Genomic DNA, 25257 nt, shown 5'->3' on the forward strand with positions numbered 1-25257 from the left:
GCCGCAATCTCTGGGATGAGTCGATGCGATCAAGTCAGTCGAGCGGGGGAGAGCATGGCGCTGTCCAGGCCGAATTCGTGCAGGTGCTCGGGTAGCGGCTCGCCGCGCACCAGCGCCGCACTGGCCTGGCCCATCGCCGGTGACGTCTGAATGCCGTAACCGCCCTGCGCAGCAACCCAGAACAGCCCCGGCACCTGCGGGTCGAAACCGCTGAGCAGATCACCGTCAGCGACGAAACTGCGCAAGCCAGCCCAGGTGCGCGTCGGGCGGCGGATGGTCAGCGTGGTGGCTTCTTCGATCTGGTAGATGCCCATGGCGATGTCGAGTTCTTCCGGCTGCACGTCATGCGGTTCGACCGGATCGGCATTGGCCGGCGAGCCGAGGAACATACCGGCGTCGGGCTTCATGTAGAAGGATTCGTCGAGGCTGACCAGCATCGGCCAATGATGAATATCCACGCCTTCAGGACCGGCAAAGATAAACGCAGCGCGACGTTTCGGTTGCAGGCCCAGCGGCCGGGCGCCTGCCAAAGCGCCGATCCTGTCGGCCCAGGCGCCGGCGGCATTGATGAGCACCGGTGCGCTGAAAGTCTCGCCGCTGGTTTGCACGTGCCAGATGCCTTCGGCATCGCGACTCAGGCCGAGCACTTCGCAATCGGTGCGGACTTCGCCGTGGTTGCGCCGAATCCCGCGCAGATAGCCCTGATGCAGCGCATCAGTATCAATGTCGCAGGCCGAAGGATCATAGATCGCGCCGTGGACTTTGTCCCGGCGCAGAATCGGCAGGCGTGCGCAGGCTTCTTCGGCAGTGAGCAATTGCATCTGCGGCACGGTGGCTTTGGCGCTGAGGTATTGGTTGTTCAGTTCGGCGGGGTCACCGATGAAATCGACGGTCATTTCACCGCGCGGGGTCAGCAGCGGATGCTCGCAGAAACCGCTCGGCGGGTGGTCGAAGAACGCGCGGCTGGCCTGAGTCAGTGCGCGTACCTGTGCGGTGCCGTAGGCGGCGGTGTACAACGCAGCGGAACGACCGGTGGAGTGATAGCCCGGATGAGATTCACGCTCGAGCACGATCACTTTGCCGTGCGGGGCCAGCCAGAACCCGGTGGAAGCGCCGGCAATCCCGCCGCCGATGATGATGAAATCTGCGTGGTTCATGAAAACTCCAGGGCTATCGAGAACTCTGTAGGAGTTGTCGAGTGAAACGAGGCTGCGATCTTTTGATCTCGATCTTGAAAACAGGATCAAAGATCGCAGCCTTCGGCAGCTCCTACAGGGGACATGTGGTGTCAGTGGTGCAGGTGATAAACCGCATTGGCGAGCGCAATGTCTTCCAGGCCCAAGCCGATCGAACGGAAAAATACATGCCGATGGTAATCGGGCCGTGCAGTCTTCTCGCTGAGCAAATCCGCCAGATCGCCAACAATCGACTCCTTGTTCCAGCCATGCTGCTCAGCCGCAATCAACATCTCACCCGCAGACGCCGGGGTGGTCAGACGATAGTCGCAGAACACCTGCATGTCGTTGAGGCTGCCCGGCGGCACCTCATGCGCGCGTGGGGCGTTGGTGCTGATCGAGGTGATCAACGCCGGTTTGCTCAATTCGGCAGGATCAATCACCGGCCCGGCCGACGAGGTGCAGAGCATGATCACCTGCGCGTCGGCGATGGCGGACTCGCGGCTATCGGCAATCTTCAATGGCGGCGCGATGGCCTTCAATACGGCCTGAGTTTCGGCATCTTCCATCAGCGAAGGGGAATAAAGGGTAATGCTCTGCCAGTCGCGCACGGATCTGACGTAATGCAGGTGCGCTTGAGCGACCTTGCCGCTGCCGATGATCGCCAGTCGCTGAGCATTCAGCGGCGCGAGTGCATCGACCGCTACCGCCGTGGTTGCAGCCGTGCGCGCGACGGTCAGTTCACCGGCATCACAGAGCAAGAGCGGCTGGCCGGTTTGCATCGACATCAACAGGGTCCACGCCGTCACCAGCGCACCCTGCTCACGAACGATGTACGGCGAAGTCTTCACCCCGTAGACGCCGTCCTCGGCCAGCACACCGAGATAATTGATGAAGTCGCCAGCACCCTTGGGAAAGTCCACCAACTGCTGAGCTGGCTGCACGGCGTTACCGGCCGCGAGATCGCGGAACAGTTTGCGCAGAATCTCCGGCACATCGATGCATGCCAGGAGCTCACGGGCCTGAGCTTGATTGATCACATAGGGGGTGCTGGACATTTTTGCTCCAAAACTAAACTTATTTTTCCATTATGGACTTTTAGTTCTGGCGAGCAACCATCGGGCATAAAAAAAGCGCAGTCCGTTTCCGGCTGCGCTTTTTCATACCGCGACGCTTATTGCGGACGCTTGCGGTCAACCGCGCGCAGCAGATGCGTCGGCGGCGTTTCGCAGCTGATCTTGCGACCGAGTTTCTCTTCGATGGACGGCAACTGATACGAGTCGTCTTCGCCAGCAAAGCTGATCGACACACCATCGGCCCCCGCGCGACCGGTACGGCCGATGCGGTGCACGTAGTCGTCCGGCACTTCAGGCAGGGTGAAGTTGATCACATGGCTGATGCCGTCGATGTGAATGCCGCGACCGGCGACATCAGTGGCCACCAGCACGCGGATCTTGCCTTCGCGGAAACCTTCCAGGGTTTTGATGCGCTTGTGCTGCGGCACGTCGCCGGACAGTTGCGCGGCGTTGATGCCGTCGCGCACCAGACGCTCTTCGATGCGGCGCACTTCGTCCTTGCGGTTGGCGAACACGATCACGCGCTCCCAGCCGTTGTCGTTGACCAGGTTGTAGAGCAGTTTGTATTTGTCAGCAGCGGCCACGGCATAGATGTGCTGTTCGACGTTCTCGTTGGCGACGTTGGTAATTTCGATTTCGACGATCGCCGGGTCAGTAGTCCATTGCTTGGCGAGGTTCATCACGTCTTCGGTGAAGGTCGCGGAGAACAGCAAAGTCTGGCGCTCCGACTTCGGTGGGGTTTGCCGAATGATCTGCCGCACCTGCGGGATGAAACCCATGTCGAGCATGCGGTCGGCTTCGTCCAGCACCATCACTTCAACCATGTCCAGGTGCACGTCGCCGCGCTGGTTGAAGTCGAGCAGGCGGCCCGGTGTGGCGACAAGGATGTCGCAGTGGCGCGCTTCGAGGTGCTTGAGCTGTTTGTCGAAATCCATGCCGCCGACAAACGTCATCACGTTGAGGCCGGTGTACTTGGTCAGGTCAGCGGCATCCTTGGCGATCTGCACCACCAGTTCGCGTGTCGGCGCAATGATCAGCGCGCGCGGCTCGCCCATGTAGCGTTCTTTCGGCGGCGGCGTCTGCAGCAACTGGGTGATGATCGAGATCAGGAACGCGGCGGTTTTGCCGGTGCCGGTCTGCGCGCGGCCGATGGCGTCTTTGCCGGCGAGGGTGAAGCCCAGCACCTGCGCCTGGATCGGCGTGCAATACGGAAAGCCCAGATCCTGGATGGCGTGCATCAGTTCCGGGGCGAGTTTGAAATCGTGAAAGCGGGTCTTGCCTTCCTGTGGCTCGACGACGAAGTCTTCGAGTTTCCATGGAATCACCGGTGCCTTGGGCTTCGGTTCGCGACGCGGTCTGGCCGGTTTCGGCGCTTCGCTGCGCGCAGGCTCGGCGGCGATTGGCGCGGCCGTAACGGGTTTTTCTTCTGGCGTCGGTGCGGCTGCGGGAGCGGGGCGGTCGGCCTGCGGGGCATCGGTGCGATGACCGGGGGCGTGCGACGGCGCACTGGGAACTGGCGCGAGCTGCTCAGCCTCGCTTTTACCGAACATTTTCTTGAGTGCTTTGAGCACGGTCATCTCATCAATTGGTTAAGGAATGTACGCCGGCCAGTGTAATGCAAGAAACGGGCGCGGCGTAGTAGGAGGGATCAAAGGGCAGGGATTGGCCGCAAATCAGCGCAGGCGTTCGCTCAGCCAGACGCCAATGTCGCGAATCTCTTCAGGTAACACTTCGTGCTCCATTGGGTATTCCTGCCATGTCACGGTGACACCATGCTTCTTCAGATGCTCATAAGCGCTGCGGCCCATCGAGTTCTGCACCACGTTATCGAATTGTCCATGCAATGAAAGCACCGGAATGCGTTGCTGGCTGGCGGACAATTCCAGTTCATCACTGAACGTCGGCGCATAAGTCGACAACGCCAGAACGCCACCCAACGGCCCCTGCCACTTCACAAAAGCGGTGTGCAGCACTACGGCGCCGCCTTGGGAAAAACCGGCGAGAAAAATCCGCGAGGCGTCTATTCCGCTGGCGCGCTCGTTTTCGATCAGTTCAATGATGCGATCCGCCGAGGCTTCCAGCTCGTCGAGATCGATTGCCCGTGCCGGGCTCATGGCCTTGATGTCGTACCAGCTGGGCATGGCATATCCGCCATTTATCGTCACCGGACGCGTCGGCGCCTGCGGCAGCACAAAACGTGTGCTCAGCAGACTTTCCTGCAGTGCCTCGGCCACCGGAAGGAAGTCATAGCGGTCGGCGCCGAGGCCGTGCAGCCAGATTACGCAGGCATCTGCAGGCTTAACAGGCTGAAGAATCAAGGGCTCGGTCATATCTGCTCCAAAAATGTGCGGGCGCTCTCATTGAGTGCGTGATTGAAGTGCGCGCCCGGTTGATCCGTTAACAAGATGTCGCAAGGCTACAAGTTTAGCTATTGACGTGTCGTGCAATCACTTTGGCAAGCGGTGTGGTACGGCGTTTGCTATGGAGGTTTGCGTACGAAGCGTCCTACGCGTGGCGGTAACACTATCAGTCCACGTCGCACGATGGGACAGCAACGAATCCGGTGATGGATGTTCGCCAATGGCCGCTACGGGCTTAGCGAACGTGAAAGGGCTACAGCCCGTTCGGCCGATTGGTGAGAAGTGAGTGATCCATGATGTGGATTTTCTCCTACTAGACTCATGGCGAAGGTCTTACGTCGGTTGACCCCAAAAAAAGCCAACACGGGTCAACAACGCCTCAAAAGGGTGCGACTGGACTCAAGCTCCGACACAACAAGAGCAAAACTGGAGGTTTGAATGAAGATGTTGAAATCCACTCTGGCGGTCGTGACTGCAGCAGCAGTACTCGGCGTCAGCGGGTTCGCTCAGGCGGGTGCAACCCTGGATGCGGTACAAAAGAAAGGTTTCGTGCAGTGTGGCGTGAGCGACGGTCTGCCAGGCTTCTCGGTACCGGATGCAACCGGCAAGATCCTCGGCATCGATGCTGACGTTTGCCGCGCTGTGGCCGCCGCCGTTTTCGGCGACGCCAACAAGGTCAAGTTCAGTCAGTTGAACGCCAAGGAGCGCTTCACCGCGCTGCAATCGGGCGAGATCGACATCCTCTCGCGCAACACCACCATGACCAGCTCTCGCGATGCGGGCATGGGCCTGAAATTCCCGGGCTTCATCACCTACTACGACGGCATCGGCTTCCTGGTTAACAACAAGCTGGGCGTGAAAAGTGCCAAAGAGCTCGACGGCGCGACCATCTGCATCCAGGCCGGTACCACCACCGAGCTGAACGTTTCCGACTACTTCCGTGGCAACGGTCTGAAATACACCCCGATCACTTTCGACACCTCCGATGAAAGCGCCAAGTCGCTGGAATCCGGTCGTTGCGACGTGCTGACCTCCGACAAGTCGCAGCTGTTCGCCCAGCGCAGCAAGCTGGCCTCGCCAAAGGACTACGTGGTTCTGCCGGAAACCATTTCCAAAGAACCACTGGGCCCGGTCGTGCGTAACGGCGACGACGAGTGGCTGGCCATCGTGCGTTGGGTCGGCTACGCGCTGCTCAACGCTGAAGAAGCCGGCATCACTTCGAAAAACGTCGAAGCTGAAGCCAAGTCCACCAAGAATCCGGACGTGGCCCGGATGCTCGGCGCTGACGGCGAGTACGGCAAAGACCTGAAACTGCCGAAAGACTGGGTTGTGCAGATCGTCAAGCAAGTCGGCAACTACGGTGAAATCTTCGAGAAAAACCTCGGCAAGAGCACTCCGCTGGAAATCGACCGCGGCTTGAACGCCCTGTGGAACAACGGCGGCATTCAGTACGCACCACCAGTGCGCTAATGGTTCTATCGCCCGGCGGGCCAACCGCCGGGTGATGTTCTTGTTCCATTTCTTCCGGGGCACTTCATGCAAAATTCAATCGGCGCACCAAAGCAGAGGCTCAGCCTCAGCGATCCACGAGTGCGTGCGTGGCTATTTCAGATCATCACGGTTGTGGCGGTGGTCTCGCTTGGCTGGTACCTGTTCGACAATACCCAAACCAACCTTCAGCACCGGGGCATCACCTCCGGTTTCAGCTTTCTGGAGCGCAGTGCCGGGTTCGGCATCGCTCAAACCCTTATCGACTACACCGAAGCGGACAGCTACGCACGGGTGTTTGTCATCGGCCTGCTCAACACCTTGTTGGTGACCTTTATCGGCGTGATCCTGGCGACGATTCTCGGTTTCATCGTCGGTGTAGCGCGGCTGTCGCAGAACTGGATCATCGCCAAACTGGCGACGGTGTATGTGGAAGTGTTCCGCAATATTCCACCGCTGCTGCAGATTCTGTTCTGGTACTTCGCGGTGTTCCTGACCATGCCGGGACCGCGCAACAGCCACAACTTCGGCGACACCTTCTTCGTCAGCAGCCGTGGCCTGAACATGCCGGCCGCGCTGGCCGCTGACGGCTTCTGGGCCTTCGTGATCAGCATTGTGCTGGCCATCGTCGGCATCCTGCTGATGACCCGCTGGGCCAACAAGCGCTTCGAAGAAACCGGCGTGCCGTTCCACAAGTTCTGGGCCGGCCTGGCGATCCTGCTGGTGATCCCGACCTTGTGTGCGTTGATCTTCGGCGCTCCGCTGCATTGGGAAATGCCTGAGCTCAAGGGCTTCAACTTTGTCGGCGGCTGGGTATTGATCCCGGAACTGCTGGCGTTGACCCTCGCACTCACCGTGTACACCGCAGCGTTCATCGCCGAAATCGTGCGTTCCGGGATCAAGTCGGTCAGCCATGGCCAGACCGAAGCGGCGCGTTCGCTCGGCCTGCGCAACGGCCCGACCCTGCGCAAGGTGATCATTCCGCAAGCCCTGCGCGTGATCATTCCGCCGCTGACCAGCCAATACCTGAACCTGGCGAAGAACTCTTCGCTGGCGGCCGGTATCGGTTACCCGGAAATGGTTTCGCTGTTCGCCGGCACCGTGCTCAACCAGACCGGGCAGGCCATCGAGGTGATTGCCATCACCATGAGCGTGTACCTGGCGATCAGTATCAGCATTTCCCTGCTGATGAACTGGTACAACAAGCGCATTGCGCTGATCGAGCGGTAAGGAAAAGCGCATGAGTACTCATACTTTCAAACCCGACATGCCTCCACCCAACAGCAGCATCGGCGTGGTGGCGTGGATGCGCGCGAACATGTTTTCCAGCTGGCTCAACACCCTGCTGACGCTGTTCGCGTTCTACCTGATCTACCTCGTCGTGCCGCCGATCCTCAGCTGGGCGATCGTCGATGCCAATTGGGTCGGCACCACGCGCGCCGACTGCACCAAGGAAGGCGCCTGCTGGGTGTTCATTCAGCAGCGTTTCGGCCAGTTCATGTACGGCTATTACCCGACCGAACTGCGCTGGCGCGTTGACCTGACCGTGTGGCTGGCAGTCATTGGTGCAGCGCCACTGTTCATCTCGCGCATGCCGCGCAAAGCGGTCTACGGCCTGAGCTTTTTGGTGCTGTACCCGATCATCGCCTTCACTTTGCTGCATGGCGGTTTCGGTCTGACCACCGTGCCGACCAGCCAGTGGGGCGGCCTGATGCTGACCCTGGTGATCGCCACCGTTGGTATTGCCGGAGCGTTGCCGCTGGGCATCGTGCTGGCGCTGGGCCGGCGCTCGAACATGCCGGCGATTCGCGTGGTCTGTGTGACCTTCATCGAGTTCTGGCGCGGCGTGCCGTTGATCACGGTGTTGTTCATGTCCTCGGTGATGCTGCCGCTGTTCCTGCCCGAAGGCATGAACTTCGACAAGCTGCTGCGCGCACTGATCGGGGTGATCCTGTTCCAGTCGGCCTATGTTGCCGAAGTGGTGCGCGGCGGCCTGCAAGCGATCCCCAAAGGCCAATACGAAGCCGCAGCGGCAATGGGCCTCGGTTACTGGCGCTCGATGGGCCTGGTGATTTTACCGCAAGCCCTGAAGCTGGTGATTCCCGGCATCGTCAACACGTTCATTGCGCTGTTCAAGGACACTAGCCTTGTGATCATCATCGGCCTCTTCGACCTGCTCAACAGCGTCAAGCAAGCTGCTGCCGATCCGAAATGGCTGGGCATGGCCACTGAAGGCTACGTGTTCGCCGCCCTGGTGTTCTGGATTTTCTGTTTTGGTATGTCGCGCTATTCCATGCATCTGGAACGCAAGCTCGACACTGGCCACAAGCGTTAGGAGTTCTCTGTAAATGAGCGAAGCAATCAAAAAGCCTGTGGGCCCTGAAGGCATTATCCAGATGCAGGGCGTCAACAAGTGGTATGGCCAGTTCCACGTACTCAAAGACATCAACCTCAATGTCAAACAGGGCGAGCGTATCGTTCTGTGCGGGCCGTCGGGCTCGGGCAAATCGACGACGATTCGTTGCCTCAATCGCCTGGAAGAACACCAGCAAGGCCGCATCGTTGTCGATGGCGTGGAGCTGACCAACGACCTCAAGCAGATCGAAGCGATCCGCCGCGAAGTCGGCATGGTGTTCCAGCACTTCAACCTGTTCCCGCACCTGACCATTCTGCAGAACTGCACCCTGGCGCCGATGTGGGTGCGCAAGATGCCCAAGCGCAAGGCCGAAGAAATCGCCATGCATTACCTGGAGCGCGTACGCATTCCGGAGCAGGCGCACAAATACCCGGGCCAATTGTCCGGCGGTCAGCAACAGCGTGTGGCGATCGCCCGCGCCTTGTGCATGAAGCCGAAAATCATGCTGTTCGACGAACCGACGTCAGCGCTCGATCCGGAGATGGTGAAAGAGGTTCTGGATACCATGATCGGTCTCGCCGAAGACGGCATGACCATGCTTTGTGTGACCCATGAAATGGGCTTTGCCCGCACCGTGGCGAACCGCGTGATCTTCATGGACAAGGGCGAGATCGTTGAACAGGCCGCGCCGAACGACTTCTTCGATAATCCGCAAAACGATCGGACGAAGTTGTTCTTGAGTCAGATTTTGCATTGATCTGACTGCGCTCTGAAATAAACCCGGACCTGTTCCGGGTTTGTTTTTGCGCGCGGTTATTGCCTTCGCCCGTGGGCCCGATCGAAAACGTGCCCATAAGCAGAGCGTCCCCAAGGTTGTGTGCGCCGTCGGGTCTGACTAACATGTCGGAAAATTCATCCTATGATTGGATGAAAAGGCGAGGTTCATGTCCGACATTTCCCCTTTGATCAAGCGATCCCTGGTCGACCAGGCTCTGGACCAACTGCGTCAGCGCATCAACAGCGGTGCATGGCAGGTCGGTGAGCGGCTGCCGACTGAACCGGAGCTGTGCGCCGAGCTGGGCATCAGCCGCAACACCGTGCGTGAGGCCATGCGCGTGCTGGCGTTTTCTGGCCTGATCGAAATCCGTCAGGGCGACGGCAGTTATCTGCGCGCCTTGGTCGATCCGCTCGACACGCTGAAAGCGTTATCGCGGTGTTCGCTGGATCAGGCGCGGGAAACCCGGCATATCCTCGAAGTCGAGGCCATCGGCCTGGCGGCGCTGCGCCGTACCGACGAGGATCTGGCGGCGTTGCGTGAAGCGCTCGGCACCAGTGGCTGCCACTACCATGGCGACCTCGACACTTACATCGCCTGCGATCTGGTGTTTCACCGGCGTCTGGTCGACGCCGCGCACAACCCGACCCTCAGCGAGCTGTATCGCTACTTCTCCAGCATCGTGGGCGCGCAATTGCGTCAGACCCTGAATATCTCCCCGCGCCGTCAGGAAGTGTTCGACTTGCACATCGCGTTGCTCGATGCGGTCGAGCAACGCGACCCGGAACGGGCCAAAGCCTTGTCGAGGCAACTGATCAATGAACCTTGAAACCGAGAAAACCATGCCCCGCACTGAGTTATCCACAACGTCGAAACGCTCGCCTGAGCTGGAGGAGTTGCTGATTGATGCCGAGGCTGATGACGAGCAGGTCCAGCAAAGTCATCCGTTAGTAAAACGTCCATGGCTGTTGCTGCTCGGGTTGATTCTGGTGGCGCTGAACCTGCGCCCGGCATTGTCGAGCATGGCGCCGTTACTCAGCGAGGTCTCCAGGAGCCTCGGGCTGTCTGCGGCGCAGGCGGGATTGCTGACCACGTTGCCGGTGCTGTGCCTGGGTTTGTTTGCGCCGCTGGCGCCGATTCTGGCGCGGCGTTTCGGTGCTGAGCGGGTGGTGTTGGGCATTCTGCTGACGCTGGCTGGCGGGATTATCCTGCGCAGTAACTTCGGCGAGATCGGCCTGTTCGCTGGCAGTGTGCTCGGCGGCGCCAGCATCGGCATCGTCGGCGTTTTGCTGCCGGGTATCGTCAAACGCGATTTTGCCAAACACGCTGGCACCATGACGGGCGTCTACACCATGGCCCTGTGCCTGGGCGCGGCGATGGCGGCGGGTTCGACCGTGCCGCTGAGTGAGCATTTCGGCAACAACTGGGCGATGGGCCTGGGGTTCTGGGTGATTCCGGCGCTGGTGGCAGCGGTATTCTGGCTGCCGCAAGTCGGCTCCAGGCACGGCGCGCACAACGTCGCTTATCGCGTGCGCGGGTTGCTGCGCGATCCGCTGGCCTGGCAAGTGACCTTGTACATGGGCCTGCAATCGTCGCTGGCCTACATCGTGTTTGGCTGGTTGCCGTCGATCCTTATCGGGCGCGGGCTGACACCGACTCAGGCCGGATTGGTGCTGTCCGGTTCGGTGATCATTCAACTGGCCAGCTCACTGGCCGCGCCGTGGCTGGCAACCCGTGGCAAGGATCAGCGTCTGGCGATCGTCGTGGTCATGGCGCTGACCCTGGCCGGTCTGTTCGGCTGCCTGTACGCACCGATCGAAGGTCTGTGGGGCTGGGCGATTCTGCTCGGGCTGGGGCAGGGCGGTACGTTCAGTCTGGCCCTGACCCTGATCGTGCTGCGCTCGCGCGATTCCCATGTGGCGGCGAACCTGTCGAGCATGTCGCAGGGTTTCGGTTACACGTTGGCGTCTATGGGACCGTTCGCCGTGGGCGTGGTGCATGACTGGACCGGCGGCTGGAATGCGCTGGGCTGGATCTTCGGCATTATCGGCGCCGGTGCGATCATTGCCGGGCTGGGTGCCGGGCGGGCGCTTTATGTGCAGGTGCAAAGCGAAAGAACCTGAATGCACTGATTTCAAATGTGGGAGCGGGCTTGCTCGCGAAGGCAGTGTGTCAGTCACATCAATGTTGGCTGACCCACTGCATTCGCGAGCAAGCCCGCTCCCACACTGGATTTGTGTACTGCGGGTATTCGGCAAGCGAATGCCGATAGTGTTTCTGCGCTTTGCAGATTATCGTGCTGGCAATCTGTATATATTTCTTTGGAGATTGCCTTGAGCGAAGCCCACAGCGCCCTGATCACCCGCTTCTACGAAGCCTTCCAGCGCCTTGATGCCGAAGCCATGGCCGCCTGCTACACCGATGACGTGGTTTTCAGCGATCCGGCCTTCGGTGAATTGCGCGGTCGCGACGCCGGCGACATGTGGCGCATGCTCACCACCCGCGCCAGGGATTTCTCCCTGACCTTCGACAACGTCCGCGCCAACGAGCGCACAGGCGGCGCGCATTGGGTGGCTACGTATCTCTTCAGCCAGACCGGCAACATTGTGATCAACGATATTCAGGCGCGTTTCGTCTTGCGCGACGGCAAGATCTGCGAGCACCACGACCACTTCGATCTGTGGCGCTGGTCGCGTCAGGCGTTGGGTTTCAAAGGCTTGCTGCTGGGCTGGACGCCGCTGGTGCGCAACGCCGTGCGTGCCCAGGCGCGCAAGGGACTGAAGGCATTTCAGGCCGGGCGCTGATAAGATCGCCGCCTGTTTTCCTACATGTTCAGATCCCGAAGTGACCAGCCTTAGCGAAAAACCCGTGGATGCTGCCGAGCCAGTGAGCAAATCCTGGTTCGTCTACCTCGTGCGTGCCGCCAATGGTTCGTTGTATTGCGGAATCAGCGACGACCCGGCGCGGCGTTTCGCCAAGCACCAGAGCGGCAAGGGCGCGCGGTTCTTTCTTTCCAGCCCGGCGATGGCGCTGGTCTACACCGAACTGTGCCGCGACAAAAGTGATGCTTTGCGACAGGAACGGCTGATCAAAAAGCTGCGCAAGAGCGCCAAGGAATGCCTGGTCGCGTCTTATCAATCTGACTGATTGGTTCCCATCAGGCAGATCTGTAGGCTGCTAATCAAATGCGCGCTAAGCTGCGAACTCACTTTTCCAGCGGCGGAGCCGAGCATGTCCGAGTTGATTCTGCACCATTACCCGACCTCTCCATTTGCCGAGAAGGCTCGGCTGCTGCTGGGCTTCAAAGGTTTGTCCTGGCGTTCGGTGCATATTTCGCCGGTCATGCCAAAGCCTGATCTCACGGCGTTGACCGGCGGCTATCGCAAAACCCCGGTGTTGCAGGTCGGTGCTGACATTTATTGCGACACCGCCCTGATCGCTCGACGCTTGGAACAGGAAAAAGCCCTGCCGGCGTTTTTCCCCGAGGGACAGGAAATGACCAGCGCCAGTTTTGCGGCGTGGGCCGATTCGGTGGTGTTTCAGCACGCCGTGAGCCTGGTGTTCCAGCCGGAATCGGTCGCAGTGCGCTTCGGCAAGTTGCCCCCGGAAGCGATCAAGGCGTTTATCGCCGACCGCGCCGGGTTATTCAGCGGAGGCAGCGCAACGCGCCTGAGCGCGGAGCAGGCCAAACATCAATGGCCGACGATCATGGCGCGACTGGAACAACAGTTGCAGCGCGAGCAGGGCGATTTCCTCTTCGGCGAGCCGTCGATTGCCGACTTCGCGCTGGCGCATCCGCTGTGGTTCCTCAAGGCGACCCATGTGACCGCACCACTGGTCGATGAGTATCCGGCTGTTGTCGCCTGGCTTGGGCGTGTGCTTGGCTTTGGCCATGGCGCGGCGAGCGAGATGTCGTCCGCCGAGGCATTGGAGGTCGCGCGTAACGCGACGCCAGCGGCATTGCCAGATGAGCAGTTCGTCGATCCGAACGGCTTCAAGGCGGGCCAGCAAGTGGCGATTGCCGCTATCGATTACGGCGTCGATCCGGTGGTCGGTGAGTTGCTGTTTTCCGGGAGCGAAGAGCTGATCATTCGCCGCGAAGACGAACGTGGCGGCGTGGTGCATGTGCACTTCCCGCGCTTTGGTTTCCGCATCGAAGCCAGCTAAAAGCAAAAGATCGCAGCCTGCGGCAGAGCCTGCGTGAGACTTGTGCAGGAGCTGTCGAAGGCTGCGATCTTTTGATCTCGACGTTTATTTCAGGGCAGCCAGGATTTCGTCCGGGTCAAATCCGCGAATCAACGTGCCGTTCACATCAATCAGCGGAATCCCGCGCCCACCCAATGCCTCATACGCTTTGCGCGCTGCGGCGTCCTTCTCGATATCGAACTCCTTGAACGGTATGCCCTTGCTGTCGAGAAAGCGTGTGGTCTGTTTGCAATAGCCGCACCAATCGGTGGCGTAGAGCACGACGTTAGCCTGCGCCCGTGTCTGTTCCGAGACCATTTGCGACGGGTCGATCAGGCGCTCGATCTTGCCCCAGTTCTGGTAGACCACAACGACCAGCAGCACCAGGGCGACCTTTTTCAGCACATTGGCGAGCATCAGTTGCGCCGCTTCAACTGATCGGTCAGCGAGGTCGGCAAGCCTTTGATGATCAGGGTGCCGTTCTCTTCGTCGTACTCGATCTTCGAACCCAGCAGGTGTGCTTCGAAGCTGATCGACAAACCTTCGGCGCGACCGGTGAAACGGCGGAATTGATTGAGGGTGCGTTTGTCTGCCGGAATCTCTGGCGACAGGCCGTAGTCCTTGTTGCGAATGTGGTCGTAGAAAGCTTTCGGGCGTTCTTCGTCGATCAGCTCCGAGAGCTCTTCCAGGCCCATCGGCTCGCCGAGCTTGGCCTGGCTGCTGGCGTAATCGACCAGGGTCTTGGTTTTCTCGCGGGCCGAATCTTCCGGCAGGTCTTCGCTCTCGACGAAGTCACTGAACGCCTTGAGCAACGTACGCGTCTCGCCGGGACCGTCGACTCCTTCCTGGCAGCCGATGAAGTCGCGAAAGTACTCCGAGACCTTTTTGCCGTTCTTGCCCTTGATGAATGAGATGTACTGTTTCGACTGCTTGTTGTTCTGCCACTCGGAGACATTGATCCGCGCTGCCAGATGCAACTGGCCAAGGTCGAGATGGCGCGACGGTGTCACGTCGAGCTCGTCGGTCACCGCCACGCCTTCGCTGTGGTGCAGCAAGGCGATCGCCAGGTAGTCGGTCATGCCTTGCTGATAATGCGCGAACAGCACATGGCCGCCGACCGACAGGTTCGATTCTTCCATCAGCTTCTGCAGATGCTCGACCGCCACTTTGCTGAACGCGGTGAAGTCACGGCCGCCGTCCATGTATTCCTTCAGCCAGCCGCTGAACGGGAACGCGCCGGATTCGGGATGGAACAGGCCCCAGGCTTTGCCCTGTTTGGCGTTGTAGCTTTCGTTGAGGTCGGCGAGCATGTTTTCGATGGCTGCGGACTCGGCCAGTTCGGAGTCACGGGCGTGCAGAACTGCGGGCGTGCCGTCGGGTTTTTTGTCGATCAGGTGGACGATGCAATGACGGATCGGCATGGGCTTCTCGGCTGTTGGAAGGGAGGAGGGCAGGCTCCCCCGAAAAAGCGCTCAGTGTACCCGAATCTCTAGTGGAGGCTCTGCGTAGGAGCTGCCGAAGGCCGCGATCTTTTGATCGGGTTTTTGAAAAATCAGAGTCAAAAGATCGCAGCCTTCGGCAGCTCCTACAGAGGCTTGAAGGGTGAAACCGGGGCAAGAGGCCGGCCTTATGCGGTTTTTTACCGGTTTAGCGCAATAAAGCTGACCAAATGGGTAGCTAGAAGCGGATATTTCCTTGTCGCTGTGCTAGTTTTGCCCGGTCTTACGCGAAGTCACTGCGTTAAGCGTGCATTCAGCATTTGTCAGGTCGAACCAAACCCTGATTTCGGCATCTATAACCCGACTCGTCGTGGTTATCGCCGAGGGTGCCAGATCCAGAAGATCGGGCTCGATGGCTGACACTGCACTCTGCAATCCATATGAATTTGATAGGGAAGGAACACTACATGGCTCTTACTAAAGACCAACTGATCGCCGACATCGCTGAAGCTATCGACGCGCCGAAAACCACCGCGCGTAACGCTCTGGACCAACTGGGCCAAATCGTTGCCGATCAGCTGGAAAACGGCGGCGAAATCACCTTGCCAGGTATCGGCAAGCTGAAAGTGACCGAGCGTCCTGCCCGCACTGGCCGTAACCCATCGACTGGCGCTGCCATCGAAATCCCTGCCAAGAAAGTGATCAAGCTGGTTGTGGCCAAAGGCCTGACCGACGCTGTGAACAAGTAAGACGCAGCGATAAAAAAAACCGTGCTTCGGAGTGATCCTGGGCACGGTTTTTTTGTGTCTGTTATTTGGCGACTGAATCGCTGGGCCAAAGTGGGAGCGGGCTTGCTCGCGAAAGCGGAGTGTCAGTCGACATGTTTATTGACTGACCTCCCGTATTCGCGAGCAAGCCCGCTCCCACATGTAGTTTTGCATCATTTAGCGCACCCAGCGCTCACGCCGCCAGATCTGCTGCTCGGACTTGGTCTGGAAGGTCCACGCGACAAAGCGGCTCTGCTTCTGCCCCTGTGACATCTCCACCACTTGGCTTTCCAGCACACCCGCTTTCTTCAGCGCGGTTTCGATCGCCGGCAGGTTGGATGCCTTCGACACCAATGTGCTGAACCACAAGACCTTGTGCTGGAAGTTGGCGCTCTCGGCAATCAGTTGCGTCACAAAGCGCGCTTCGCCGCCTTCACACCACAGCTCCGCCGATTGCCCGCCGAAGTTCAGCACCGGTAGCTTGCGTTTCGGATCGGCCTTGCCCAGAGCACGCCACTTGCGCTCGCTGCCCTTGGTCGCTTCCTCCATTGAAGCGTGGAACGGCGGGTTGCACATGGTCAGGTCGAAGCGCTCGCCCGGCTCGAGCAAGCCAATGAGGATGTGCTTGCGGTTTTCCTGCTGGCGCAGCTGGATCACTTTGCTCAAATCATTGGACTGCACGATGGCGCGGGCGGCCGCCACGGCTGTCGGGTCGATCTCCGAACCGAGGAAGTGCCAACGGTATTCGCTGTTGCCGATCAGCGGATAAACGCAGTTGGCGCCCATGCCGATGTCCAGCACGTTGACGATCGCGCCACGCGGGACCTTGCCGTCGTTCATGCTCGCCAGCAGGTCGGCGAGAAAGTGCACGTAATCGGCACGCCCCGGAACCGGAGGGCAGAGGTAATCCGCCGGAATATCCCAATGCTGAATGCCATAGAAGGCCTTGAGCAGCGCCCTGTTGAACACGCGCACCGCATCGGGGCTGGCGAAATCGATGCTTTCCTTGCCGTACGGGTTGGTGATCACAAACTTCGCCAGTTCCGGCGTGGTCTTGATCAGCGCCGGGAAGTCGTAACGACCCTGATGGCGATTGCGCGGATGCAGGCTGGCCTTTTCGCGTGGCTCGACGGCTTTGCTCGGGGACGCGGCGTCAGGCTTCTTGCGCGCAGGTTTGGGTGTGCGGGGGGCGGTCATGGGCGTGGTCGATTCGGGTATGGCTGAAAGTGGCAGGCATTGTCCCACATTGACGTCGAATACGCCGAGATGTGGTGGACATAAAAAAGGGAGGCCACCTGGGCCTCCCTTTTCAGTGCGATTTGCCGTTACAGACTGGCAATCCGCGCATGCTGCTCGGCCAGTTTGCCCAGGGCCTGTTCAGCCTCGGCCAGTTTGGCGCGCTCCTTCTCGATGACTTCGGCCGGGGCCTTGTCGACGAAACCGGCGTTGGACAACTTGCCGCCAACCCGCTGGACTTCGCCCTGCAAGCGCAGGATTTCCTTGTCCAGACGTGCCAGTTCCGCAGCCTTGTCGATCAGGCCGGCCATCGGCACCAGCACTTCCATCTCGCCGACCAGTGCGGTGGCGGACAGTGGTGCTTCTTCGCCAGCGGCGAGGACGGTGATCGACTCCAGACGCGCCAGCTTCTTCAGCAGCGCTTCGTTCTCGGTCAGGCGACGCTGGTCTTCAGCGCTGACGTTCTTCAGGAAGATCGGCAGCGGTTTGCCCGGGCCGATGTTCATCTCGCCGCGAATATTACGCGTGCCGAGCATCAGTTCCTTGAGCCATTCGATGTCGTTTTCCGCCGCCGGATCGATGCGCTCTTCATTGGCCACCGGCCAAGGCTGCAGCATGATCGTCTTGCCCTGAATACCGGCCAGCGGCGCGATGCGCTGCCAGATTTCTTCAGTGATGAACGGCATGAACGGATGCGCCAGACGCAGCGCCACTTCCAGCACGCGCACCAGCGTACGGCGAGTGCCGCGCTGACGCTCAACTGGCGCGTTCTCGTCCCACAGCACTGGCTTGGACAATTCCAGATACCAGTCGCAGTACTGGTTCCAGATGAACTCGTACAACGCTTGCGCGGCCAGGTCAAAACGGAACTGATCCAGTTGACGGGTCACTTCGGCTTCTGTGCGTTGCAGTTGCGAAATGATCCAGCGATCAGCCAGCGACAGCTCGTAGGCTTCGCCGTTCTGACCGCAGTCTTCGCCCTTGTCCAGAACGTAACGCGCGGCGTTCCAGATCTTGTTGCAGAAGTTGCGATAGCCTTCGACGCGACCCATGTCGAACTTGATGTCGCGACCGGTCGAGGCCAGCGAGCAGAACGTGAAGCGCAGGGCGTCGGTGCCGTAGCTTTCGATGCCGTTGGCGAACTCTTCGCGGGTCTGCTTCTCGATCTTCTTCGCCAGTTTCGGCTGCATCAGGCCGGAGGTGCGTTTCTGCACCAGCGACTCGAGATCGATGCCGTCGATAATGTCCAGCGGGTCCAGTACGTTGCCCTTGGACTTGGACATCTTCTGCCCCTGACCGTCGCGCACCAGTCCGTGTACGTACACAGTCTTGAATGGAACCTGCGGCGTGCCGTCTTCGTTCTTCATCAGGTGCATGGTCATCATGATCATCCGGGCAACCCAGAAGAAGATGATGTCGAAACCGGTGACCAGCACGTCGGTGGAGTGGAATTTCTTCAGGAACTCGGTCTGCTCGGGCCAGCCGAGGGTGGAAAAGGTCCACAGGCCGGAACTGAACCAGGTGTCGAGTACGTCATTGTCCTGTTGCAGCGCAACGTCCGGGCCGAGGTTGTGCTTGGCACGCACTTCGGCTTCGTCGCGACCGACGTAGACCTTGCCCGATTCGTCGTACCAGGCCGGAATCCGGTGGCCCCACCACAGCTGACGGCTGATGCACCAGTCCTGGATGTCGCGCATCCACGAGAAGTACATGTTTTCGTACTGCTTGGGCACGAACTGGATGCGACCGTCTTCAACGGCAGCAATCGCCGGCTCGGCCAGAGGCTTGGTCGATACGTACCACTGGTCGGTCAGCCACGGCTCGATGACCGTGCCGGAGCGATCGCCCTTCGGCGTTTTCAGGTTGTGATCGTTGACGCTCACGAGCAGGCCGGCGGCGTCGAATGCGGCGACGATCTGCTTGCGCGCTTCAAAACGCTCCAGACCAGCGAACTCGGCGGGAATCTTGCCGTCGATGCTGTCGTTCAGCGTGCCATCGAGATTGAACACCTGTGCGGCAGGCAGCACGTTGGCGTTCTTGTCGAAGATGTTCAGCAGCGGCAGGTTGTGGCGCTTGCCGACTTCGTAGTCGTTGAAATCGTGGGCCGGGGTGATTTTCACGCAACCGGTGCCGAATTCGGGATCGCAGTAATCGTCGGCAATGATCGGGATACGGCGGCCAACCAATGGCAGCTCGACAAATTTGCCGATCAGGGCCTTGTAACGCTCATCGTTCGGGTTAACCGCGACGGCTGAGTCGCCAAGCATGGTTTCCGGGCGGGTGGTGGCGACGATCAGGAAGTCATTGCCCTCGGCGGTTTTCACGCCGTCGGCCAATGGGTATTTTAGGTTCCACAGGAAACCTTTCTCTTCGTGGTTTTCCACTTCGAGGTCGGAAATCGCCGTGTGCAGTTTGGTGTCCCAGTTGACCAGACGCTTGCCGCGATAGATCAGGCCGTCTTCATGCAGGCGCACGAAGGCTTCCTTGACCGCTTCCGAGAGGCCGTCGTCCATGGTGAAGCGCTCGCGGCTCCAGTCGACGGACGAGCCGAGGCGGCGGATCTGCCGGCTGATGTTGCCGCCGGACTGATCCTTCCACTCCCAGACTTTCTCAAGAAATTTTTCCCGGCCCAGATCGTGGCGATTCTGGCCCTGGGCTTCGAGTTGGCGCTCCACCAGCATCTGCGTGGCGATACCGGCGTGGTCGGTGCCTGGCTGCCACAGCGTGTCGCGACCCTGCATGCGGCGGAAACGGATCAAGGCGTCCATGATCGCGTTGTTGAAACCGTGCCCCATGTGCAGGCTGCCGGTGACGTTCGGCGGCGGGATCATGATGGTGTAGGACTCGCCCGCGCCTTGCGGGGCGAAGTAGTTCTCGGACTCCCAGGTCTTGTACCAGGAAGTTTCAATGGCGTGCGGCTGGTAGGTCTTATCCATGCGCGGCGGGACCCTATTGGCATTTATTCAGGAAAAGCCGGCAAGTATAGCGGGGCATGGTGCCGAGGGCGAGCGGGGGGAGGATAGTGTGCGTTTCAACTGTGGGAGCGGGCTTGCTCGCGAATGCGGTGTATCAGTCACCGGCGTGTCGCCTGACTTACCGCATTCGCGAGCAAGCCCGCTCCCACATTGGATTTGTTGTTACTCGTACTGGCTGAGCAGCCGCTCCATCCGCGCATCGAGGCGGCGTTTGATTTCGGTTTCGATGTGCGGGGCGAAGTCGTCGATCACGTCTTGCATGATCAATTGCGCGGCGGCGCGCAGTTCGCTGTCCAGGTGCAGCAAGGCATCCGGGCCTTTATCGACCGGTGCGGCAGCCGGAGCGGCTGGGGTCGGCGCTGGTGGCGGCTCGACGGCCGCCGGCTGATTGCCGACGGAATCGAACAGCATCGGAATCTGTTCCTGTTCGCTGTCATCGACCGTATCGGTCAACAGCGGCGGTTGCAGGTTGTCGTCGCCGAGCAGCTGGCGGATCGATTCGAGGTCGTCCAGCAGATGTGCGGACTTCTGTTGCGGTTTCGGAGTGTCCATTGGAGTGCTCAGAGTCGCTGTAAACGGTGGTCTTGCAGAGCATAGCCCTGTTCGCGATAGAAACGGAAACTCTCCCGCGCCGCCGCTCGAATGGCCGGATCTTCGACCACCATTTCCGCCACACGGGCGAACTTGCTGGCGAAGGCCGGGACTTTCAGATCAAGATTGACCAGCAGATCCTGATGCTCACCGCAGTCGTCTCCAAGTCCCAGCACGATCAAGCCGTCGGGCTCACTGTCGGCCGGGCCGTGGGGCACGAAGCTTTCACCCTTGAATGCCCACAGACGCGCATCGAGATCGTCACGCTGGGCGGCATCGCTGCAATGCAGGTAGATGCGGTGGCCCATGCGCCAGGCCTTCTCGGTGAGCTTGCAGGCAAAATCCAGGCGCGCCGAAGGATCGGCGCTGGGCAGGATATAGAAGTCGACTTTGGTCATTGCGGTTCCAGAGCGGCAAGTGGCGACACCCGAGAGTGACGCCACCTTTCAGCGGTTTCAGGCTTTGGCGCGATCGAGCAGGTACTGGGTCAGCAGCGGAACCGGACGGCCAGTGGCGCCCTTGTCCTTGCCGCCGCTGGTCCATGCCGTGCCGGCGATGTCCAGGTGCGCCCAGTTGAGGTTCTTGGTGAAACGCGACAGGAAGCACGCGGCAGTGATGGTGCCGGCCTTTGGGCCACCAATGTTGGCGATGTCGGCGAACGGGCTGTCCAACTGCTCTTGGTACTCATCGAACAGCGGCAATTGCCAGGCGCGGTCGTCGGCAGCCTTGCCAGCGCTGAGCAATTGGTCGATCAGCTCGTCGTTGTTGCCCAGCAGGCCAGACGTGTGCGCGCCCAAGGCGACGACGCAAGCGCCGGTCAGGGTCGCGATATCGATCACCGCTTGCGGCTTGAAGCGCTCGGCGTAGGTCAGCGCATCGCACAGCACCAGACGGCCTTCGGCGTCGGTGTTGAGGATTTCCACGGTCTGACCGCTCATGGTGGTGACGATGTCACCCGGACGCGAGGCGTTGCCGCTCGGCATGTTCTCGGCACAGGCGAGGATGCAGACCAGGTTGATCGGCAGTTTCAGCTCGAGCACGGCGCGCAGGGTGCCGAACACAGAGGCGGCGCCGCCCATGTCGTATTTCATTTCGTCCATGCCGGCGCCCGGCTTCAGGCTGATCCCGCCGGTGTCGAAAGTAATGCCCTTGCCGACCAGCACGTATGGCTTGTCGGATTTCTTGCCACCGTTGAATTGCATGACGATCAGGCGCGGCGGCTGAGCGCTGCCCTGGCCAACGGCATAGAACGAGCCCATGCCCAGAGACTTGATCTTCTTCTCGTCGAGCACTTCGACTTTCAGATCCTTGAATTCTTTGCCGAGGTTCTTGGCTTGTTCGCCCATGAAGGTCGGGTGGCAGATGTTCGGCGGCAGGTTGCCCAGATCGCGGGTGAACGCCATGCCGTTGGCGATCGCGGTAGCGTGGTTCACGGCGCGCTGCACTTCGGCTTGCGCAGCCTTGATGGTCAGCAGGGTGATTTTCTTCAGGGCGCGCGGTTCGGCTTTCTGGCTCTTGAACTGGTCGAAGGTGTAGCCGCCGTCGACCAGGGTTTCTGCCAGCAGGCGGGTCTTGCCGTAGCTGTCGCGACCTTTGACGATGACTTCATCCAACGCCAGCACGGCATCACCGCCGCCCAGGCCTTTGAGGGTGTTGAGGATGCCGGCAACGATTTTGCGGAACGGACGGTCGCCCAGCTCTTCGTCCTTGCCCACGCCGACCAGCAACACGCGTTCGGCTTTCAGGTTCGGCAGGCTGTGCAGCAGCAGGCTCTGACCGACCTTGCCGGCCAGGTCGCCGCGCTTGAGCACGGTGCTGATCGCACCGCCGCTCGACTCGTCGACCAGTCTGGCGGCGACACCGAGTTTGCGGCCTTCGCCGACGGCAACCACCAGGGTGGCGGTTTTCAACGTTTCTGGGCTAACGCTTTTTACAACCAGTTCCATGTCCGGATCCCTGAATGAATGGTCAACACGCAGGCGTTCGACGCTGTCCGCAATCGCCTGCTTATAGATAGAAGAGGCGCAGGCCAAAGCCTGCGACAAGGGCCGCAGTTTGAACCTCGCTCCCCGCGCCTGACAACCCTAGGGGGCGTTCTCAATTAGTTTTCACACCGCGTTGTCGCCTTAAAGCCAGCCAGGCAAGGCGCAGGCCGCTGGGAATGGTTGTTCCCTTTCCAAGGCCTGCAACGCAGACTGGCCGGCTTTAAGGCACAACCCGAAGGGCCGGGCCTGCTGTTGTGCAGGGCTGCGTTGCTCGAAGCTTATTTGGAATGACCAAACCACGCTTCTCGCGCCTTGCCCTGCACAACAGCAGACTCGGCGCGGTGTGAAAACTAATTGAGAACGCCCCCTAGGTTGTACGATAAGCAAAGGATTACCGAGATGGATGAGTGTGCGCAGTGACAGGCGCACCCAATCACAGGATAATGCCGCATCTTTTTTCGACCGCTCTGCATGGCGGGCCGGTCGATGTGTTTGCTTGTTTGGCCGCCTTAGCCTGACAACCCTGGAGTGTCTGGTTTGATCGTCTTCCGTTATCTGTCCCGCGAAGTCCTGTTGACCCTCAGCGCCGTAAGTGCCGTGCTGCTGGTCATCATCATGAGCGGTCGCTTCATCAAATACCTGGCGCAGGCTGCGGCCGGTCAGCTCGATCCGGGTTCGCTGTTCCTGATCATGGGCTTTCGTCTGCCGGGTTTCCTGCAACTGATTCTGCCGCTGGGCCTGTTCCTCGGGATCCTGCTGGCCTACGGTCGCCTGTACCTCGAAAGCGAAATGACCGTTCTTTCGGCCACCGGCATGAGCCAGCAGAAGCTGTTTCGCATGACGCTGTTTCCGGCAACGCTGGTGGCACTGGTGGTGGCGTGGCTGAGCCTCGGCCTGGCTCCGCAGGGCGCCAACCAGTTTCAGCTGCTGTTGAACAAGCAGGACGCGCTCACCGAGTTCGACACTCTCGAACCGGGCCGCTTCCAGGCGCTGCGCGACGGAACCCGTGTGACCTACACCGAAACCCTGAGCGACGATCGGGTCAATCTCGGCAGCGTGTTCATCTCGCAGAAAAACCTTGGCGCCGATAAAAAGGACCGCGGGATTTCCGTGCTGGTCGCCGAGTCGGGCCGCCAGGAAATCCGCCCCGATGGCAATCGCTACCTGATCCTCGACAACGGCTACCGCTATGACGGCAGCCCGGGGCAGGCGGATTACCGCGCCATTCATTACGAAACCTACGGTGTGCTGCTGCCCAAGCCGGATGTCAGCGAAGAGGTCACCGACCGCGACGCGATGCCGACCTCGTCCCTGTGGGGCAGCGACGACATCCGTTCGAAAACCGAACTGCAATGGCGCATGTCCCTGCCCTTGCTGGTGTTCATCGTGACCCTGATGGCGGTGCCGCTGTCGCGGGTGAATCCGCGTCAGGGGCGTTTCCTCAAGCTGCTGCCGGCGATCCTTCTTTATATGGCTTACCTGACCATCCTGATTGCCGCCCGCGGCGCCCTCGAAAAAGGCAAGATCCCGCCAGCCCTCGGCCTGTGGTGGGTACACGCGATCTTCCTGGTCATCGGCCTCGGCCTGCTTTACTGGGAGCCGATGCGCCTGAAGCTGGCCAGCCGTCGCAGCGCCGCGCTGGAGGTGGCTCGTGGTTAAACTCGACCGCTACATCGGCAGCAGCGTGTTCATGGCGATCATCGCCGTGCTGGCAATCATCCTCGGCCTGGCGACGCTGTTCGCCTTCATCGATGAAATGGGCGACGTCAGCGACACCTACACTTTGATCGACGTGCTCGGTTTTGTATTGCTGACCGCACCGCGCCGGCTCTACGAGATGCTGCCAATGGCCGCACTGATCGGCTGTCTGATCGGCCTCGGCAGTCTGGCCAGCAGCAGTGAGCTGACGGTCATGCGCGCCGCTGGCGTGTCGATCGGCCGTATCGTCTGGGCCGTCATGAAGCCGATGCTGGTGTTGATGCTCGCCGGCGTGCTGATCGGCGAATACGTCGCCCCGGCCACCGAGAGCATGGCGCAGGCCAATCGCTCGCTGGCCCAGGGCAGCGGCGACGCGCAAAGCGCCAAGCACGGCATGTGGCACCGTCAGGGTGAAGAATTCATCCACATCAACGCGGTTCAGCCGAACGGTCTGTTGTACGGCGTGACGCGCTATCACTTCGACAAGGAGCGCCATCTGCTCAGCTCCAGCTTCGCCAAAAAGGCCGAGTTCGACGGCAGCAAGTGGCAGCTCACCGACGTTGCCACCACGCTGTTCAAGGACCGTAGTACTGAAGTCGTCAATGCCCCGAGCGAAGAATGGGACGTGGCGTTGAGCCCGCAACTGCTCAGCACTGTGGTCATGGCGCCGGAATCGCTGTCGATCAGCGGTCTGTGGGGCTACATCCACTATCTGGCCGAGCAGGGCCTGAGCAATGGCCGCTACTGGCTGGCATTTTGGGTCAAGGTGTTGCAACCGCTGGTGACCGCCGCGCTGGTGCTGATGGCGATCTCGTTCATCTTCGGCCCGCTGCGTTCGGTGACCCTGGGCCAGCGTGTTTTCACCGGCGTGCTGGTGGGCTTCACCTTCCGCATCGTCCAGGATCTGCTGGGGCCATCGAGTCTGGTGTTCGGTTTCTCGCCGCTGTTTGCGGTGCTGGTGCCGGCCGCAGTCTGCGCATTGGCGGGCGTCTGGCTGCTCAGACGCGCGGGCTGATGAACAAGCTTTCATTCAGCGCTTGAACCCAGAAAACGCCTCGGTCGCCAGACCGGGGCGTTTTTGCATGCGATCCGGGTGACAGGCGAACGTGACGCTTGCGCCGTGTATCAGGTACAATTCCCGGCTATTTTTC

The 25257-nt window shown here is 60.3% G+C and carries 23 protein-coding genes; 12 read left to right on the forward strand and 11 right to left on the reverse strand.

Annotated elements, in window-relative coordinates:
* Positions 1–29: 29 nt before the first annotated feature.
* From CXF97_RS16000 to CXF97_RS16015, 4 genes are all read right to left on the reverse strand, one after another.
* A complete protein-coding gene (locus CXF97_RS16000) occupies positions 30–1157 on the reverse strand; it encodes an FAD-binding oxidoreductase (protein WP_101159321.1) in 1128 nt (375 codons plus the stop codon).
* A gap of 131 nt (positions 1158–1288) precedes the next feature.
* Complete coding sequence (locus tag CXF97_RS16005; RefSeq protein ID WP_101159322.1) at positions 1289–2233, reverse strand: ornithine cyclodeaminase family protein; 945 nt, start codon at positions 2231–2233, stop codon at positions 1289–1291.
* 116 nt (positions 2234–2349) lie between these two features.
* A complete protein-coding gene (rhlB, locus tag CXF97_RS16010) occupies positions 2350–3828 on the reverse strand; it encodes an ATP-dependent RNA helicase RhlB (RefSeq protein ID WP_101159323.1) in 1479 nt (492 codons plus the stop codon).
* Positions 3829–3924: 96 nt separating this feature from the next.
* Complete coding sequence (locus tag CXF97_RS16015) at positions 3925–4581, reverse strand: alpha/beta hydrolase (protein WP_101159324.1); 657 nt, start codon at positions 4579–4581, stop codon at positions 3925–3927.
* Between the two features lie 468 nt (positions 4582–5049).
* On the opposite strand from CXF97_RS16015, the gene CXF97_RS16020 reads away from it, so the two are divergent.
* From CXF97_RS16020 to CXF97_RS16060, 9 genes are all read left to right on the forward strand, one after another.
* Positions 5050–6081: an amino acid ABC transporter substrate-binding protein gene (locus tag CXF97_RS16020; protein ID WP_016771583.1), complete on the forward strand. Its 1032-nt coding sequence runs from the start codon at positions 5050–5052 to the stop codon at positions 6079–6081.
* Positions 6082–6147: 66 nt separating this feature from the next.
* The gene (locus tag CXF97_RS16025) at positions 6148–7329 is read left to right on the forward strand and encodes an amino acid ABC transporter permease (protein WP_101159325.1); all 1182 of its coding nucleotides are present in this window, start codon (positions 6148–6150) and stop codon (positions 7327–7329) included.
* Positions 7330–7339: 10 nt separating this feature from the next.
* A complete protein-coding gene (locus CXF97_RS16030) occupies positions 7340–8434 on the forward strand; it encodes an amino acid ABC transporter permease (protein WP_042607719.1) in 1095 nt (364 codons plus the stop codon).
* 13 nt (positions 8435–8447) lie between these two features.
* Positions 8448–9212 (forward strand): amino acid ABC transporter ATP-binding protein, encoded by a 765-nt coding sequence (locus CXF97_RS16035; protein ID WP_016771581.1) that lies wholly within the window; start codon positions 8448–8450, stop codon positions 9210–9212.
* Between the two features lie 187 nt (positions 9213–9399).
* Positions 9400–10059, forward strand: a complete 660-nt coding sequence (locus CXF97_RS16040) for a FadR/GntR family transcriptional regulator (RefSeq protein WP_101159326.1) — start codon at positions 9400–9402, stop codon at positions 10057–10059.
* On the forward strand, positions 10049–11353 hold the full coding sequence (locus CXF97_RS16045; RefSeq protein ID WP_101159327.1) for a CynX/NimT family MFS transporter: 1305 nt from the start codon (positions 10049–10051) through the stop codon (positions 11351–11353). Before CXF97_RS16040 ends, CXF97_RS16045 begins: the two co-directional genes overlap by 11 nt.
* A 210-nt stretch (positions 11354–11563) precedes the next feature.
* On the forward strand, positions 11564–12034 hold the full coding sequence (locus tag CXF97_RS16050) for a nuclear transport factor 2 family protein (RefSeq protein ID WP_101159328.1): 471 nt from the start codon (positions 11564–11566) through the stop codon (positions 12032–12034).
* Between the two features lie 40 nt (positions 12035–12074).
* Positions 12075–12377: a GIY-YIG nuclease family protein gene (locus tag CXF97_RS16055; RefSeq protein WP_101159329.1), complete on the forward strand. Its 303-nt coding sequence runs from the start codon at positions 12075–12077 to the stop codon at positions 12375–12377.
* An 84-nt stretch (positions 12378–12461) separates the two neighbouring features.
* Positions 12462–13397, forward strand: coding sequence for a glutathione S-transferase family protein (locus tag CXF97_RS16060; protein ID WP_101159330.1), 936 nt, complete (start codon positions 12462–12464; stop codon positions 13395–13397).
* A gap of 84 nt (positions 13398–13481) precedes the next feature.
* On the opposite strand, the gene CXF97_RS16065 is transcribed toward CXF97_RS16060, so the two are convergent.
* The gene (locus tag CXF97_RS16065) at positions 13482–13832 is read right to left on the reverse strand and encodes a glutaredoxin family protein (protein ID WP_101159331.1); all 351 of its coding nucleotides are present in this window, start codon (positions 13830–13832) and stop codon (positions 13482–13484) included.
* On the reverse strand, positions 13832–14836 hold the full coding sequence (gene yejK / locus CXF97_RS16070) for a nucleoid-associated protein YejK (RefSeq protein WP_016771572.1): 1005 nt from the start codon (positions 14834–14836) through the stop codon (positions 13832–13834). The genes CXF97_RS16065 and yejK overlap by 1 nt, the downstream gene beginning before the upstream one ends.
* 485 nt (positions 14837–15321) lie before the next feature.
* Between yejK and CXF97_RS16075 the strand changes: the two genes are divergently transcribed.
* Positions 15322–15603 (forward strand): HU family DNA-binding protein, encoded by a 282-nt coding sequence (locus CXF97_RS16075; RefSeq protein WP_003221909.1) that lies wholly within the window; start codon positions 15322–15324, stop codon positions 15601–15603.
* A gap of 195 nt (positions 15604–15798) precedes the next feature.
* Here CXF97_RS16075 and rlmF read toward each other — a convergent pair whose 3' ends face one another.
* The 5 genes from rlmF to CXF97_RS16110 all read right to left on the reverse strand — a co-directional run bounded on the left by rlmF (position 15799) and on the right by CXF97_RS16110 (position 22369).
* A complete protein-coding gene (gene rlmF, locus CXF97_RS16085; RefSeq protein ID WP_101159332.1) occupies positions 15799–16818 on the reverse strand; it encodes a 23S rRNA (adenine(1618)-N(6))-methyltransferase RlmF in 1020 nt (339 codons plus the stop codon).
* A gap of 128 nt (positions 16819–16946) precedes the next feature.
* Positions 16947–19793 carry a valine--tRNA ligase gene (locus CXF97_RS16090; RefSeq protein ID WP_101159333.1) on the reverse strand — a complete coding sequence of 949 codons (2847 nt, stop codon included), beginning with the start codon at positions 19791–19793 and terminating at the stop codon, positions 16947–16949.
* A 201-nt stretch (positions 19794–19994) separates the two neighbouring features.
* The gene (locus tag CXF97_RS16100; protein WP_101159334.1) at positions 19995–20384 is read right to left on the reverse strand and encodes a DNA polymerase III subunit chi; all 390 of its coding nucleotides are present in this window, start codon (positions 20382–20384) and stop codon (positions 19995–19997) included.
* Between the two features lie 8 nt (positions 20385–20392).
* A complete protein-coding gene (locus tag CXF97_RS16105) occupies positions 20393–20821 on the reverse strand; it encodes a DNA polymerase III subunit chi (protein ID WP_101159335.1) in 429 nt (142 codons plus the stop codon).
* Between the two features lie 57 nt (positions 20822–20878).
* Positions 20879–22369, reverse strand: a complete 1491-nt coding sequence (locus CXF97_RS16110; RefSeq protein ID WP_101159336.1) for a leucyl aminopeptidase — start codon at positions 22367–22369, stop codon at positions 20879–20881.
* Positions 22370–22945: 576 nt separating this feature from the next.
* Here CXF97_RS16110 and lptF point away from each other — a divergent pair.
* Together lptF and lptG are read left to right on the forward strand one after the other, a co-directional pair.
* Positions 22946–24067, forward strand: a complete 1122-nt coding sequence (lptF, locus tag CXF97_RS16115; RefSeq protein ID WP_101159337.1) for an LPS export ABC transporter permease LptF — start codon at positions 22946–22948, stop codon at positions 24065–24067.
* Positions 24060–25121 (forward strand): LPS export ABC transporter permease LptG, encoded by a 1062-nt coding sequence (gene lptG, locus CXF97_RS16120; protein WP_101159338.1) that lies wholly within the window; start codon positions 24060–24062, stop codon positions 25119–25121. Before lptF ends, lptG begins: the two co-directional genes overlap by 8 nt.
* Positions 25122–25257: the final 136 nt, after the last annotated feature.

Source organism: Pseudomonas sp. Choline-02u-1 (genome assembly GCF_002836515.1).
Taxonomy (GTDB): domain Bacteria; phylum Pseudomonadota; class Gammaproteobacteria; order Pseudomonadales; family Pseudomonadaceae; genus Aquipseudomonas.